Source organism: Leifsonia sp. Ger2509, from assembly GCF_055231915.1.
Map to the genome: position 1 here is coordinate 3,480,905 of NZ_JBUYVB010000003.1, position 13,714 is coordinate 3,494,618.

At 68.5% G+C, this 13,714-nt stretch carries 12 protein-coding genes and 1 tRNA gene; 10 read left to right on the top strand and 3 right to left on the bottom strand.

Features of this window, described 5'->3' with window-relative positions; translation table 11 throughout:
• The first annotated feature begins 14 nt into the window (after positions 1–14).
• Together ACV7NN_RS16905 and ACV7NN_RS16910 are read left to right on the top strand one after the other, a co-directional pair.
• Positions 15–3,767 (top strand): AAA family ATPase, encoded by a 3,753-nt coding sequence (locus ACV7NN_RS16905; RefSeq protein WP_463350719.1) that lies wholly within the window; start codon positions 15–17, stop codon positions 3,765–3,767.
• Between the two features lie 248 nt (positions 3,768–4,015).
• The gene (locus ACV7NN_RS16910) at positions 4,016–4,213 is read left to right on the top strand and encodes a hypothetical protein (protein WP_463350720.1); all 198 of its coding nucleotides are present in this window, start codon (positions 4,016–4,018) and stop codon (positions 4,211–4,213) included.
• An 86-nt stretch (positions 4,214–4,299) separates the two neighbouring features.
• On the opposite strand, the gene mscL is transcribed toward ACV7NN_RS16910, so the two are convergent.
• Genes mscL through ACV7NN_RS16925 form a run of 3 tightly spaced genes read right to left on the bottom strand, consistent with a single transcriptional unit; the run spans position 4,300 to position 5,745 of the window.
• Positions 4,300–4,728 (bottom strand): large conductance mechanosensitive channel protein MscL, encoded by a 429-nt coding sequence (mscL, locus tag ACV7NN_RS16915; protein WP_463350721.1) that lies wholly within the window; start codon positions 4,726–4,728, stop codon positions 4,300–4,302.
• Positions 4,729–4,747: 19 nt separating this feature from the next.
• Positions 4,748–5,104: an FmdB family zinc ribbon protein gene (locus ACV7NN_RS16920; RefSeq protein ID WP_463350722.1), complete on the bottom strand. Its 357-nt coding sequence runs from the start codon at positions 5,102–5,104 to the stop codon at positions 4,748–4,750.
• A gap of 59 nt (positions 5,105–5,163) precedes the next feature.
• Positions 5,164–5,745 (bottom strand): 5-formyltetrahydrofolate cyclo-ligase, encoded by a 582-nt coding sequence (locus ACV7NN_RS16925; protein WP_463350723.1) that lies wholly within the window; start codon positions 5,743–5,745, stop codon positions 5,164–5,166.
• A 34-nt stretch (positions 5,746–5,779) separates the two neighbouring features.
• Here ACV7NN_RS16925 and galU point away from each other — a divergent pair, with 34 nt between their 5' ends.
• The 8 genes from galU to ACV7NN_RS16965 all read left to right on the top strand — a co-directional run bounded on the left by galU (position 5,780) and on the right by ACV7NN_RS16965 (position 13,709).
• Positions 5,780–6,745: a UTP--glucose-1-phosphate uridylyltransferase GalU gene (gene galU, locus ACV7NN_RS16930; protein WP_463350724.1), complete on the top strand. Its 966-nt coding sequence runs from the start codon at positions 5,780–5,782 to the stop codon at positions 6,743–6,745.
• A gap of 28 nt (positions 6,746–6,773) precedes the next feature.
• The gene (locus ACV7NN_RS16935) at positions 6,774–7,436 is read left to right on the top strand and encodes a GNAT family N-acetyltransferase (protein WP_463350725.1); all 663 of its coding nucleotides are present in this window, start codon (positions 6,774–6,776) and stop codon (positions 7,434–7,436) included.
• A 52-nt stretch (positions 7,437–7,488) separates the two neighbouring features.
• Positions 7,489–8,541 carry a hypothetical protein gene (locus ACV7NN_RS16940; protein ID WP_463350726.1) on the top strand — a complete coding sequence of 351 codons (1,053 nt, stop codon included), beginning with the start codon at positions 7,489–7,491 and terminating at the stop codon, positions 8,539–8,541.
• Between the two features lie 55 nt (positions 8,542–8,596).
• A tRNA-Ala gene (locus ACV7NN_RS16945) sits at positions 8,597–8,672 on the top strand.
• 145 nt (positions 8,673–8,817) lie between these two features.
• Positions 8,818–9,996, top strand: coding sequence for a DegT/DnrJ/EryC1/StrS family aminotransferase (locus ACV7NN_RS16950; RefSeq protein ID WP_463350727.1), 1,179 nt, complete (start codon positions 8,818–8,820; stop codon positions 9,994–9,996).
• Positions 9,986–10,645 (top strand): acetyltransferase, encoded by a 660-nt coding sequence (locus ACV7NN_RS16955; RefSeq protein ID WP_463350728.1) that lies wholly within the window; start codon positions 9,986–9,988, stop codon positions 10,643–10,645. The genes ACV7NN_RS16950 and ACV7NN_RS16955 overlap by 11 nt, the downstream gene beginning before the upstream one ends.
• 1 nt (position 10,646) lies before the next feature.
• Positions 10,647–11,819, top strand: coding sequence for a TDP-N-acetylfucosamine:lipid II N-acetylfucosaminyltransferase family protein (locus ACV7NN_RS16960; protein WP_463350729.1), 1,173 nt, complete (start codon positions 10,647–10,649; stop codon positions 11,817–11,819).
• Positions 11,820–11,921: 102 nt separating this feature from the next.
• Entirely contained in the window at positions 11,922–13,709 is a 1,788-nt protein-coding gene (locus ACV7NN_RS16965) for an ABC transporter ATP-binding protein (RefSeq protein ID WP_463350730.1), read from the top strand.
• Positions 13,710–13,714 lie beyond the last annotated feature (5 nt).

The window sequence follows — 13,714 nt, forward strand, 5'->3', positions numbered from 1 at the left end:
CGTATGGTGGCCGTGTGTGGCGACTCGACAGAAAGCATGAGGACGACGACGTGACGTCGGATTCCCGGACAGGCGACGCCCTCAACCCCCAGAACTCCACCGAGCCTCATAAACTGACTCTCGGCGATCCGACCGTGACCGCGGGCAATATCGCCGAACCGGTGTGGCGGCGCTGGCGGGAGGAACTCGCGAGCATCGGGGGGCGGTCGCCGCTCCTCCACTTCGACGACAGCGCCCGCACGCGCATCGAGCTGAGTTCGACGCATCCGGGCGGTCTCCCGCAGTTCATCACCGGCCAGAGCACCCTCCTGTCCAGCCTGATCCGTGACGAGCTCGCGCTGCGCAACGCGCGGCTCGCAGCGAACGCGATCACGTCGAAGGGCATCGAGCTGCGCTCCGTCCGCGGCATCGAGTCGGTCCACCTGGCGGTCGGCCTCGCCCAGTGGAGGCATGGCGGCGACGAGTTCATGGCGCCGATCCTGCTGCGTCCGCTCGCGATCCGTCGCTATGGACGTGACTTCGAACTGAAGCTCAAAGGCCAGCCGTTCCTCAACCCGGAGCTGGCTCGCGCTCTGTCCGAGCAGTTCCAGATCACGCTCGACGCCGAGGCGTTCGTCGCGCTCGCCCTCACCAATGGCGTCTTCAAGCCGCAGCCCGTCATCGACCGGCTGCGCGGGTTGACCTCCCACCTCGCGTGGTTCAATGTGCTGCCGCGCCTCGTCGTGTCGTCGTTCGCGGATGTGGCGAGCGGGATGCTCGCGGACGCCGGCGACCTCGGCAGCCCGGTCCTCGACGCCCTCGCCGGCAACCCGTCGGCCCGTCGCACGATCGAGGAGGCGTACCGGCCTGTCGAGACGATCGGACAGGACGAGCGTCCGCCCGCGACCGACACGCTGCTGCTCGACGCCGACGAGGAGCAGGAGGCTGTCGTCGCGCAGATCGGCGCGGGCAACTCCCTCGTCGTCAAGACGCTCCCCGGAACCGGCGGAACCCAGACGATCGTCAACGCGATCGGTGTGCTCGTCGCCCAGCACAAGCGCGTCCTCGTGGTCAGCCCGCGACGCTCGAGCCTGGACGACATCGCGCACCGCCTGACACAGGTCGGCCTTCCGGGCCTGGCCGCCACTCCGCGCACGCTGCGACGCGACCTCATCCAGTCGATCGGCCGCAACGAGAAGGCCACTCAGCCGAGGGTCACCGAGGTCGACGACGCACTGGTGCGGCTTCGCAAGGTCCTGCTCGACTACCGCTCCGCCCTCGTGCGCCGCGACCCGGCCCTCGGCGTCTCCGTTCTCGACGCCATCCACGAGCTCTCTCGCCTCGCGCTCCTGCCCACACCGCCGTCGACGACAGCACGCCTCGACCGGGTCTCGATCGAGTTGCTGGCGACCGACCGGTCGGATGCGGCGGATGCTCTTATCAAGGCGGCGAGGCTCGGCGAGTTCCGCTATGGCCCCAATGACTCGCCCTGGTACGGGGCATCCTTCGTCACGACCGCGGAAGGCAACGCTGCGCACGAGCTCGCGAAGAAGCTGAACCGCGCGGAGCTTCCCCGTCTGCTCGACCGGGCGAACACGCTGATCGGGCAGACGCGCATGCGCCCGTTCGAGTCGATCGCCGAACTGGGCGTCTACCTGAGGCTCCTCCTCGATGTCCGCGAAACGCTCGACAAGTTCCAGCCCTCGGTCTACGACCGGTCGCTCGCCGAACTGATCGCGGCCACGTCGAACCGGCGGGATGCGCCGAACATGTCGGGCGCGAACCGGCGCCGGTTGCGCAAGCTGGCCCTCGAGTACGTCCGCCCGGGCGTCCACGTCACCGACCTCAACGAGTCGCTGCGCCGCATCCAGCAGCAGCGCATCCTGTGGCAGCGTTTCGCCGCCGCCGGTGTCGTTCCGGAGGTCCCGGTCGGGATCGCGGATGTGATGGTCGCCTACCAGCGCGTCGCCGAAGACCTGGCCAGGCTCGACATCCCGCTCCGCCGCGTGGGCACGCCGTACTCGCTGACCGTGCTCCCGATCGCGCAGCTGACGTCGCAGCTCGCGGGTCTCGCGGCCGACTCCGAAGTGCTCGCCAACCTGCAGGAGCGCACGGCGCTGCTCGCGTCGCTGCGCGACCGCAACCTCGACCCGCTGCTGGCCGACCTGTCAGAGCGCCACGTGCCAGAGAGCCAGGTGAGCGCCGAACTCGAACTCGCGTGGTGGCAGTCGGTGCTCGAGACCCTGCTCGCCGGCGACCGTGCACTGCTCAACGCCAACACCGGCGTGCTCGACAGGCTCGAAGCGGACTTCCGTCTCGTCGACGAGGCCCACGCATCGGCCACCGGGCAGCAGCTGGCCTGGATGCTCGCCGAGACCTGGAAGATCGGCGTCGTCGACTGGCCGGAGGAGGCCGGCGCCCTGCGCCGCGTGCTGAAGGGCGAACGCACGACGGCCGAGACCCTCAACACCGTTGCTCCTCACCTCGCCCGCGCCCTCGCGCCCGTGTGGCTGGCCTCGCCGTACGAGGTTCCCGCCATCACCCCCGATCTCGCCTTCGACGCGGTCTTCATCGTGGATGCAGGCGCATCGAGCCTGGCGGAGAACGTCGGGGTCGTCCGTCGCGCCCGGCAGATCGTCGCGTTCGGCGACCCGGTCACCCAGACGCCGTCGCCCTTCGAGATCGGGCTGCACGACGTCGCCGAAGAACCGGCGGACCTCGACGTGGACGGGCTGCACGCGGACTCCGCGCTCGCCCAGCTGAGCGAACTGCTCCCCGTGTTCACGCTCACCCGCAGCTACCGGGCCGGCGGCGAAGATCTCGCCGACCTCGTCAATCGGCGCTTCTACGGCGGCAGGATCGACTCCCTGCCGTGGGCGGGGACATTCCTCGGGCACGGCAGCCTCACCCTCAACTATGTCGAGGGCGGTCATGGCATGCCGGATGCGGACAGCGGCGCCGTCGAGAGCGTCGACGCCGAGGTCTCGAAGGTCGTCGACCTCGTCCTCGACCACGCGCTGAACCGTCCGCGCGAATCGCTCATGGTCATCACCGCGAGTGCCCGCCACGCGGTGCGGGTGCACCAGGCGGTCCTCGCGGCGTTCGCCTCCCGGAGCGACCTGGCGGACTTCATCCTGAAGGACCGCGCGGAGCCGTTCACTGTCGTGACTCTCGAGCAGTCCGTAGCGCAGAGCCGCGACCGCGTCATCTTCTCGATCGGCTATGGGCGCACCCCGCACGGTCGTCTGCTCTCGAACTTCGGGGCGCTCGCCGAGCCGGGCGGCGAACGCCTGCTCGCGGTCGGCATGACCCGTGCGCGCCGCTCGATGGACATCGTCTCGTGCTTCGCCCCCGACGACATCGACGACTCGAGGATGCGGCACGGGATCGTGGCGCTCGCCCAGGTGCTCAGCGAGGCGGATGCGATCCAGTCCGCCGAATACATGGTCGAGGAGAGCGAGCCCATGCTCGTCGATCTCGCCAAGCGCCTCGAGCGACGGGGATTGACCGTGCGCCTCGGCTACCGGGGCAAGCTGGCGCTGGTCGCATCGCACCAGGGACGCGCGGTCGCGATCGAGACGGATGCGGTCGTCAACCAGGGCAGCCTGCGCGAATCGCTCCGCCTGCGTCCGGAAGTGCTTCGCCGCCTCGGCTGGCACTACCTGCGGGTGCACAGCTTCGAACTCTTCGCGGACCCGGATGCGGTGGCCGCGCGGATCGCCCGCCTCATCGGCGTCACCGACATGAGCACCGAGACAGCGCCCATCCACATCCCTGTCGCCGTCTGAGACCCGGGCGGCCGCCTGCGCCTCCGGCACCTCCGGCACTCGATGCCGGTCGCCCGATGCCGGTTGCCCGAGGCCGGTCGCCCGAGGCCGGTCGCTTCCCTGCGTCCGAGCGTGTCGATTCTGCGGATTCTCGCGTCCGCGCCCCCGCGCCTGGCGAGACCACAAGGGTCAGGAAATGTGGGTGAGCGACCGCGGCACTGATGGTTCTTGACACTTATCGTGCTGCTGAGCGCGGCTACGCTGGAAGGATGAGCCAGAAGCCGGTGCGACGCGGACCCCGCAGGGCGCAACTGCCCGCGGTGCCGGGCACCGACACGACCCCGCAGGCGGTGCAGGCGGAGGCGGATGCTCCGACACGCGCCGGCGAGGACATCGATCGCGCCTGGGGCGACGCTTCGGACTCCAACGACGACCGTCTCAAGCGGGACGTGCCGCCCCACTGGTGACGCATCGAGTGGTCGGTAACTGACCTTCCGGCGGACCTAGTGGGGCAGTTGGTGACGACTCGACGAGCAGGTCGGGCGGTCGGGCGCTACGCGTCGGGGGTGTGCCTGCCGCCGGCGGGGGCCTGGTCCTTCGCGAGCAGGTCGCGGATCTCGGTGAGGAGGTCGAGCTCGGTGACCGGAGCCTCCGCATCCACGACGCCCGTGTCCCGCCGCTTCTGCGCATGCTCCTTCGCCAGGTTGATGGGATACACGAAGACGAAATACACGACGACGGCGACGATCAGGAACTGGATGATCGCGCCCAGTACCGACCCGAGGAGGATCTTCGCGTCGCCGATCTGGACGAGGGCAACGCTGTTGAGGCTGTCCGCCTTGAAGATCGCGCCGATCAGCGGGTTGAAGATCCCGTTGACGATCGCATTGACCACGCCGGTGAAGGCAGCGCCGATGACCACGGCGACCGCGAGGTCGATGACATTGCCACGGAGGATGAACTCCCGGAAACCTTTGAGCATGAGAGCTCCTTTCGTCGAATCAGGACGCGGAGGTGGTGCTTGCGGGTGCGGAGGAGGCGGATGGTTTCGAGGAGGACGCGGATCCGGATGCGCTGGGCGCGGAGGCGGTGGATGTGGTGGCCGGGGCCGCTCCGGAGGAGCCGGATTCCGACGAGCCGGAGCCCGACGAGCCGGACCCGCCCTCCTTCGACGCGCCGCCCGAGCGGGAGTCCGTGCGGTAGAAGCCGGAGCCGTTGAAGGTCACACCGACCGCGCTGAAGATTTTGCGCAGCGCACCGCCGCAGTTCGGGCAGTCGGTGAGCGAGTCGTCGGTGAAGGACTGCTGGATGTCGAACGCGTGACCGCAGGTCGGGCACTTGTAGGAGTAGGTGGGCACTTTCGCCTCAGCTTTCAGGGGATATCGCTGGACGTCGCTGCGCTCGCGCAGCGCTTCCGCTACGAGAACTGGACGATCCTGGTCGGGGTGACCGCGCCGTCGACGGGTTGGTCGTGCTTCTCCCGGGGAACGTCGTCCACGAGTTCGCTGTCGAAAACCACGGCGTATACAGGGGGACATTTTTCCATGCTGCCGAGGGTTTTGTCGAAATAGCCCCGGCCCCACCCCATGCGCATGCCCGTCGAGTCGACGGCTGCGGCCGGAATGACGATGAGGTCGACGTCGTTGATCGCGATCGGACCGAGCAACTCGCCGACGGCCTCGGGCATGCCGTACAGGCCTTCGGTCTCGGACTCGCCGTCGCCGGTCGTCCAGTCGAGGAGGCCGTCCTCGCGGGTGATCGGCAGGAGCACCCTGATCCCTTGCCGGCGCGCCCAGTTGAGGAACGGCCGGGTGTTCGGTTCGACCGAGGTCGACAGGTAGCAGGCGACCGAGCGTACGGAGAGATCGGTGGTCAGATCGACGAGATTCCTGGTGACGCCCGCGGTGGCCGCGTCCCGTTCAGGGCCGGTCAGATTCCGTCGTCGCTCGCGGAGTTCGGCACGCAGTGCGCGCTTTCGGTTGCCTGCGTCCGAGTCCATGTACGTCATCCTAAATGCCGATAACCTGTCCGCTATGGCAATCAAAGTGACCAAGGCGGTAATTCCTGCAGCGGGGCTGGGCACCAGATTCCTGCCCGCGACCAAGGCCATGCCGAAGGAGATGCTCCCGGTCGTCGACAAGCCGGCCATCCAGTACGTCGTCGAGGAGGCGGTGGACGCGGGCCTCCACGATGTGCTGCTGGTGACGGGCCGCAACAAGAACGCGCTCGAGAATCATTTCGACCGGGCCACCGAGCTCGAGGCACTGCTGGAGAAGAAGGGCGACACCGCCCGCCTGCAGAAGGTGATGTACTCGACCGACCTCGCCGACATGCATTACGTGCGCCAGGGCGACCCCAAGGGTCTCGGTCATGCAGTTCTCCGCGCCAAGATGCATGTCGGACGGGAGCCCTTCGCTGTACTCCTCGGCGACGACATCATCGACAGCCGCGATGTTCTGCTGAAACGGATGCTCGAGGTGCAGGAGGAGCGCAACGCGACGGTCATCGCGCTCCTCGAAGTGGACCCCGACCAGATCCACCTGTACGGTGCCGCCGCCGTCGAAGCGACAGACGAGGATGACGTCGTGCGGATCACCGGCCTCGTCGAGAAGCCCGACCGCGAGAACGCACCGTCGAACTACGCGATCATCGGCCGTTACGTACTGCGCCCCGAGGTCTTCGACGTACTCGAGAAGACGGACCCGGGCAAGGGCGGCGAGATCCAGCTGACGGATGCGCTGCAGAAGATGGCCGCGGCCCCCGAATGGACCGGCGGCGTGTACGGCGTCGTCTTCCGCGGCCGCCGCTACGACACCGGCGACCGTCTCGACTACATCAAGGCCATCGTTCAGCTGGCGGTCGACCGGGAGGACCTCGGGCCCGCACTCCGTCCGTGGCTGCGCACGTTCGTCGACGACCTCGACGACGAGCCGACCCGCGACGACCTTGTCGAGGAGATGCCTGTCACCGTCGGTGACGGCACGGACACGGGTCGCTGAGCGACCGCAGATCAGGAGAGGCCCGTCAGTGTCGATCGTTGTTCCGACCCTTCGTGAGGGTCCGGTGGGGCTGCGGCCGATCCGCCTGCGTGACGCCCGCGCGCTCGAGCGCTCGCTGCTCGACAACCGCAGCTGGCTCCGCCAGTGGGAGGCGACCAGCCCGTACGCGCCGATGGCCTTCGACACGAGGTCGAGCATCCGTTCGCTGCAGAACAACGCGCGCTCCGGTCACGGTCTCCCGTTCATCATCGAGTACGACGGCGAGCTCGCCGGTCAGTTGAACGTGTCCTCGATCACGTACGGGTCGTTGTCGTCCGCGACGATCGGCTACTGGGTCGCCGAGCAGTTCGCCGGCCGCAACATCACTCCGACGGCGGTCGCGCTCGCAACGGACTACTGCTTCTACCAGCTCGGCCTGCACCGCATGGAGATCTGCATCCGCCCGGAGAATGCGCCGAGCCTGCGTGTCGTCGAGAAGCTGGGATTCCGCTACGAAGGCCTGCGGCGCCGTTACATCCACATCAACGGCGATTGGCGGGACCACTTCTGCTTCGGCCTCGTCTCCGAGGAGCTCACCCAGGGTGTGCTGCGCCGCTGGCTGGACGGGCAGGCTCCGCAGGACGCCGCCACGATCTCGGCGGAGGACCGCGCCGCTGCGGCCACCCCGCTGCCGACGACCCGCGATCGGTGACACACCCCTCCTGAATGAGCCGGAGACCGACCGTTCCCCCTACCGTTAGACCATGAGCGGGGACGTGCTTGGCGGTGGGGTCGTTGTCGCACTCGCTGCTGCCCTCTGGCTGGCCTACCTCATCCCCGTCTGGCTGCGACGACGCGAGTACCTCGCGACCGAGCGCAACGCGGTCCGGCTCCAGCAGACGCTCCGGATCCTCGCAGAGACGTCGGAGCTCCCTGACGCCGTGCGCTATGAAGCGACGGCCCGGACCGTGGCCGAGCAGCAGCGCATCCTGCGCCGCGCGGAGGAGCGTGTGAAAGCGGATGCGCGCGCCGCGGCGGAAGCGGATGCCCGGCGCCAGCGAGCGATCGCCGAAGCTGAACGAGCCGCCGCCGAAGAAGCGGAGAGGGCGGCCCTCGCCGCGATCGAGGTCGAACGTGCATCCCGTGCGGCTGTGGCCCAGGCAGCGCGCCGGGAGTTCACCGCGCCGCGGCTGAGTTCCGCCGCCCGACGCCGGCTCCGCCGCGCTCGGGCCGCCACGTCGGTCCTGCTCCTCACCGCACTTCTCGGGATGATCGGGGGAGCAGCGCTGCTCGCGACCGGAGGGACGTGGGTGCTGCTCGCAGTATCCGCCGCCGCTGCTGTCGCCAGCATCGGGATGCTCGGCAGGCTCGCCCGTACTCGTCGCCAGGCGCCCGTCGCCCGTCCGGTCACGACGGCTCCGGTCTCCGCCGAGCTCTACGACCACGCTCACGACGAGGTCGTGCCCGAGGCGCGCCCGACCTGGACCCCGCAGCCGTTGCCGAAGCCGCTGCACCTCTCCCGTGGCACCATCGCCGCCAGTGCGATGGCATCGATCGATGCGGCGACCGAGCTACGACGTGCCGCGGCACGCGCAGAACTGGAGGAGCGGGCTGCTCGGCTCGCTCCCGACGTCACGCCGCTGCGGCCCGCGGCACCACTCACCGCCCCCGCCGACCGGCCCGCTGCTGCTTCGGCGCCGGCAACATCCGCACCCGCCGCAGACCCGCGTTTCGCCGCGATGGGGCTCGTCGACGATGTGCACGTTTCGTCCATCGACCTCGACGCAGCCCTTCGCCGACGCCGCGCGGCCGGTTAGTTTTCCTCAGTTCGAATTCGTGCCGGTCGGGTGCTATCGTAGCTAAGCAGTTCCCGGGGCTATGGCGCAGTTGGTAGCGCGCTTCGTTCGCATCGAAGAGGTCAGGAGTTCGAATCTCCTTAGCTCCACCACATCCATCACCTGCAGGTGGGCGTTCTCGTCCCAGCCTGTTCAGGCGCGCCGCTGAGTGCTGTCGCCGCCCGTCGCATCCGCCCGTCAAGTAAGCTGGGTCACCGATCACGCAACACGCGTGCCGGACATGAGCGAGGAGGCACGATGGCGTCGGATCACCGTGCGGCTGACGAGTCGGCCGCCTGGCGAGCGATCCCTGCCTTCGAGCAGCCGCTGCATGTCGGACAGCCGAACATCGGCGACCGCGCGACCTTCGACGCCTACGTCGACCAGATCTTCGAGCGGCGCTGGCTCTCGAACGACGGTCCTCTGGTGCGGGAGTTCGAGAGCCGCATCGCGGACTACACGGGCGTGAAGCACTGCGTCGCGCTCACCAACGGAACGGCGGCGCTCGAGATCGCCGTCCGGGCGCTCGGGCTCAGCGGCGAGGTCATCGTGCCGTCGTACACGTTCGTCGCAACCGCGCACGCCCTGCACTGGCAGGGGATCACCCCCGTCTTCGCCGACATCGACCCGCAGACCCACAACCTGGACCCGGACTCGGTTCGCCGCCTGATCACTCCGCGCACGACGGGGATCGTCGGCGTGCACCTGTGGGGCAGGCCCGCGCCGGTCCGCGAGCTGCAGCAGATCGCGGACGAGCACGGTCTCCAGCTCATGTTCGACGCCGCGCACGCGTTCGGATGCTCGCTCGACGGAACGATGATCGGCGGCTTCGGCCGTCTCGAGGTGTTCAGCTTTCACGCGACCAAGTTCTTCAACACGTTCGAGGGCGGAGCGATCCTGACGAACGACGACGATCTCGCGGAGTCGGTCCGCCTGATGCGCAACTTCGGGTTCGCCGGGCAGGACAACGTCGTCTCGACCGGCACCAACGCGAAGATGACGGAGATCGCGGCGGCGATGGGCCTGACGAACCTCGCGGGCGTGGCCGCGACCATCGAGACGAACCACCGAAACTACCTCGCGTACCGGACCGCCCTCGCGGACATCCCCGGCATCCGCCTCACGGAGTTCGACGAGAGCGAGAAGGGCAACTTCCAGTACATCACCATCGAGGTGGAGGGCGGCACGGTGGGCCGCGACGACATCGTCGCCGGGCTCACCTCGAAGAACGTGCTCGCCCGCAAATACTTCTGGCCGGGTTGCCACCGGATGCAGCCATACCGCGAGCTGTTCCCGGATGCCGGGAAGCACCTTCCGAACACCGAGAGCGTCGCAGGGCGGCTGATCGTGCTGCCCACCGGGGCCGCCGTCGACGCGCAGATGATCGCATCCATCGCTGAGATGATCCGGGTCCTCGTCGGTGGCCATGCCCTCTGACGCCGCCCTGGAGTTCTCCACGCTGTACATCTTCGGCGCGGGCGGCCACGGCCGCGAGATCGCCTGGCTCGCGAGCACGGCATGGCGAGAGGTTCCGGAGATCGTGTTCCTGGTCGACGACCACCGGTTTGCGGCCGGTCCGATCGACGGCCCGCCGGTCCGGATGCTCGACGACGTCGACCTGGCGGGGGATTCCCGTTTCGTGGTCGCGGTCGGCGACCCTCACGCACGTCGCAGGATCGCGGGTTCGATGGAGGCGCGTGGCGCCGAGGCGACGACGCTCGTGCACCCCGGCGCGGTGATGTCGGAGCGGGTGACCATCGGACCCGGAGCCGTCGTCTTCCCGGGGAGCGTGATCACGACCGGTGTCACGGTCGGCAGCCATGCGCACGTCAACGCGGCCTGCACGATCTCCCACGATGTGCGCATCGGCGATTTCGCGACGCTGTCCCCGGGCGTGCATGTGGCCGGCAACGTGCACATCGGCGACGACGTCTTCGTCGGAGTCGGGGCGAACCTCATCAACGGCTCCGCCGAAGCCCCTCTCCTCATCGGGGACGGTGCCGTCATCGCTGCGGGTGCCTGCGTCATCCGCCCCGTCGAGCCCGGAAGCCTCGTCGCGGGCGTCCCGGCCGTGAGGAAGCGCTGACATGCCCAGCCCTGCGGTCCAAATCCTCCACATCGGTCCGGATTCGCAATTCGTCCAGTTCGCCGCGGAGGTGTTCGAGTCGGTCGCCCCGTCGGCGAACCGCTACATCGTCATCGGCGATCCGGGCCGGGACGAACTCCGTAACCCGATCGCAGAGGGTCCGGTCGAGGTCGTCCCGGGCGACTGGCGGGGGGTGCTCAGGGCGTCGCGGCATTCCCGCGACTGCAACCTCATCATCGCCCACTCGATGACGGCTCACGCCGCGGCGGCGTTCGGCCGAGCCCGCCCAGGGACGGTCGCGGTCTGGAGCGGGTGGGGGTTCGACTACTACGGAAGCGATGCAGCGGGTGATCGCGACCTGCAAGGCCCGCTGACGCGCGAGCTCTCTGCCGAACTGGAACAGGAGAGCGCGGGGAAGCCCTCGCTGCGGCGTGCTGTGAACGGGGGGTGGTCCCGGGTCGTACGGGTCATGACCCGCAGGGCCGCGGCGCGAGCGGACTACTTCTCGGCCCCGGTGCCGACCGACGAGGCGGTCTTCCGGATGCGGTATCCGCAGTTCCACGGCGGATACTGCCAGCTCAACTACGCGAGCCTCGCCGAGACGCTCGCCGCGGGAAGAGACCACGCGGATGTGCCGCGGCGGGGCGGCATCCTGATCGGCAACTCGGCATCTCCGACGAACAACCACCTCGAAGCATTCGACCTCCTCGCCGGCCGCGACCTCGAGGGTCGCCGGGTGATCGTGCCCCTGAGCTACGGAGACCCCGCGTACCGTGATGCGGTCGCGGAGCGCGGCAGGCAGGCGTTCGGGGCTGCGTTCGTGCCGCTGATCGATCGCATGCCCCTGGACGAGTACAACGACCTGGTCGCCGACTGCGACGTGATCATCATGAACCAGCGCAGGCAGCAGGCGCTCGGCAACATCGGCGTCGGGCTCCTCCACGACGCGAACGTCTTCCTCGACCCGGCGAATCCGGTGTACGAGTTCCTGCAGCGCGGTGGGGCATCGGTGCGCTCGACGGAGGAACTGCGAACGGGCGGTCCGTTGTTCCGGCCGCCCGAGGAGCGGGAGCGCGCATCCACCCGGGCGTTCCTCGAATCGTTCTGGGGATCGGATCGGGAACGCGTCAACGTGGAAGACCTCCTGAGCAGACTCCCGAACACGGACGCCTAGACTGGCCCAGCAAACGAAAGCCATTGACGTAGTGCGGAGTCGGGAAGTGATGATCCAGTCAGGAGACATGCTCAGGCAGGGCCTCCACGGTCGGAGCGCGGCATGAAGGCGCTCGTCGGAATCCTCCGCGAACTGATGCCGCTCCTTCCGAAGTCGGGGCGGCGCTTCCTCAAGTTCTACGCGGTGATGCTCGGCCTGCTCGCCCTCCTCGATGCGTTCTCCCTCGGGCTGCTCGCCATCGTCATCTCGCCGCTGGTGTCCGGCCACGCGCTGACCCTTCCCGGCATCGGCACGGTCTCGACGACCGGCCTCATCTGGCTCCTCGTGATCATCTGCGCGGTTGTGGTGCTGAAGGGCGTCCTCGCCTCGCTGCTGCAGTTCTACGCGACCCGACGGTTCGCGTCGTACGAACTCGAGATCGGCGACCGCCTGCTCGAGGGATACCTCGCCGCCCCCTGGGTCGAACGGCTCAAGCGCAATTCCGCCGACGTCGTCCGCATCGCCGACTACGGCATCGCGAACACCATCGCTGGTGTCCTGCTGCCTGCTGCGACGCTCGTCGGCGAGGCCATGACGTTCATCGTGGTGCTCGCCGTGCTCGTCGTCGCGCAGCCGGCCATCGCGCTGACGGCGCTGGTCTACCTGGGGCTGGTGGGTGTGGTGCTCTACTTCTGGGTGTCGCGCAACTCGCAGATCGCGGGGAGGGTCAACCGGGACTACTCGTTCACGGTGTCACGCCTGCTGACGGAGATGATGGGCGCGCTCAAAGAGATCACCCTGCGCAACAAAGCGGGTGAGGTCGCCTCGGTCGTCCACGCGAACCGGATCCGCACCTCGCGCGCGCGCGCGAACATCCAGTTCTTCGGGATCGTTCCCCGCTACGTCCTCGAGACGGCGCTCATCGGCGGGTTCGTCCTGGTCGGTGTCGTCGGGTACCTGACGACCGGCGGCATCGTCGGCGCGGTGACGGCCGTCTCCGTCTTCAGCCTCGCCGGGTTCCGCATGGTCCCGTCCATCACGCGCTTCCAGGCGATCGTGGCGGTCACAGCCGCCAACCTCCCGCACGCCCGCAATGTGATCGACGACATCCAGAACATGGAGAAGTTCCAGCTCAGCAGCCAGGAGGGCCTCGACACCGGGACTCTCGCCGAGCATCCGTCGAAACTCGAGCTCCGCGATGTCGGGTTCAGCTATGCGCCGGATGCGCCCCCTGCTCTGCGGGACGTCTCCCTCACCATCCCCTTCGGATCGACCGTCGCCTTCGTCGGGTCGTCCGGCGCCGGCAAGTCGACGCTGGTCGACCTCATCCTGGGGCTCGTCGAGCCGACGAGCGGAACGATCGCGATCGACGGCACGCCACTGCGCCAGGTCTCCTCGGCCTGGCATTCGCGGGTGGGCTACGTACCGCAGGATGTGTCGCTCTTCGACGCATCGGTCGCACAGAACGTTGCGCTGACCTGGTCGAACGACATCGACGAGGAGCGTGCGAAGAACGCGCTGCAGCGTGCGCAGCTCTGGGACATCATCGACAGTCGCGAGGGCGGCCTCAACAGCCAGATCGGGGAACGCGGGCTGTCCCTCTCCGGCGGCCAGCGGCAGCGCCTCGGCATCGCCCGCGCGCTCTACGTCGACCCGTACGTCCTGGTCATGGATGAAGCGACCAGCGCCCTGGACACCGCCACAGAAGCGGCCGTCGCCCAGGCGATCCGCGACCTGCACGGCAAGGTCACCGTCATCCTCGTCGCACACCGGTTGTCGACCATCCGGCACGCCGACCAGATCTTCTTCATGTCCGGCGGCGCCGTGGCAGCGAGCGGGACGTTCGACGAACTCATCCGCGCGGTCCCCGAGTTCGCCGAGCAGGCGGCGCTCGCCGGAATGACAGGCTGACCCGG

Bases quoted from the DNA above. Each gene is read 5' to 3' on its own strand.
- galU (WP_463350724.1), top strand. From the start codon at position 5,780: ATGGCAATCAAAGTGACCAAGGCGGTAATTCCTGCAGCGGGGCTGGGC.
- ACV7NN_RS16950 (WP_463350727.1), top strand. From the start codon at position 8,818: ATGGCGTCGGATCACCGTGCGGCTGACGAGTCGGCCGCCTGGCGAGCG.
- ACV7NN_RS16965 (WP_463350730.1), top strand. From the start codon at position 11,922: ATGAAGGCGCTCGTCGGAATCCTCCGCGAACTGATGCCGCTCCTTCCG.
- mscL (WP_463350721.1), bottom strand. From the start codon at position 4,728: ATGCTCAAAGGTTTCCGGGAGTTCATCCTCCGTGGCAATGTCATCGAC.
- ACV7NN_RS16910 (WP_463350720.1), top strand. From the start codon at position 4,016: ATGAGCCAGAAGCCGGTGCGACGCGGACCCCGCAGGGCGCAACTGCCC.
- ACV7NN_RS16960 (WP_463350729.1), top strand. From the start codon at position 10,647: ATGCCCAGCCCTGCGGTCCAAATCCTCCACATCGGTCCGGATTCGCAA.
- ACV7NN_RS16925 (WP_463350723.1), bottom strand. From the start codon at position 5,745: ATGGACTCGGACGCAGGCAACCGAAAGCGCGCACTGCGTGCCGAACTC.
- ACV7NN_RS16940 (WP_463350726.1), top strand. From the start codon at position 7,489: ATGAGCGGGGACGTGCTTGGCGGTGGGGTCGTTGTCGCACTCGCTGCT.
- ACV7NN_RS16955 (WP_463350728.1), top strand. From the start codon at position 9,986: ATGCCCTCTGACGCCGCCCTGGAGTTCTCCACGCTGTACATCTTCGGC.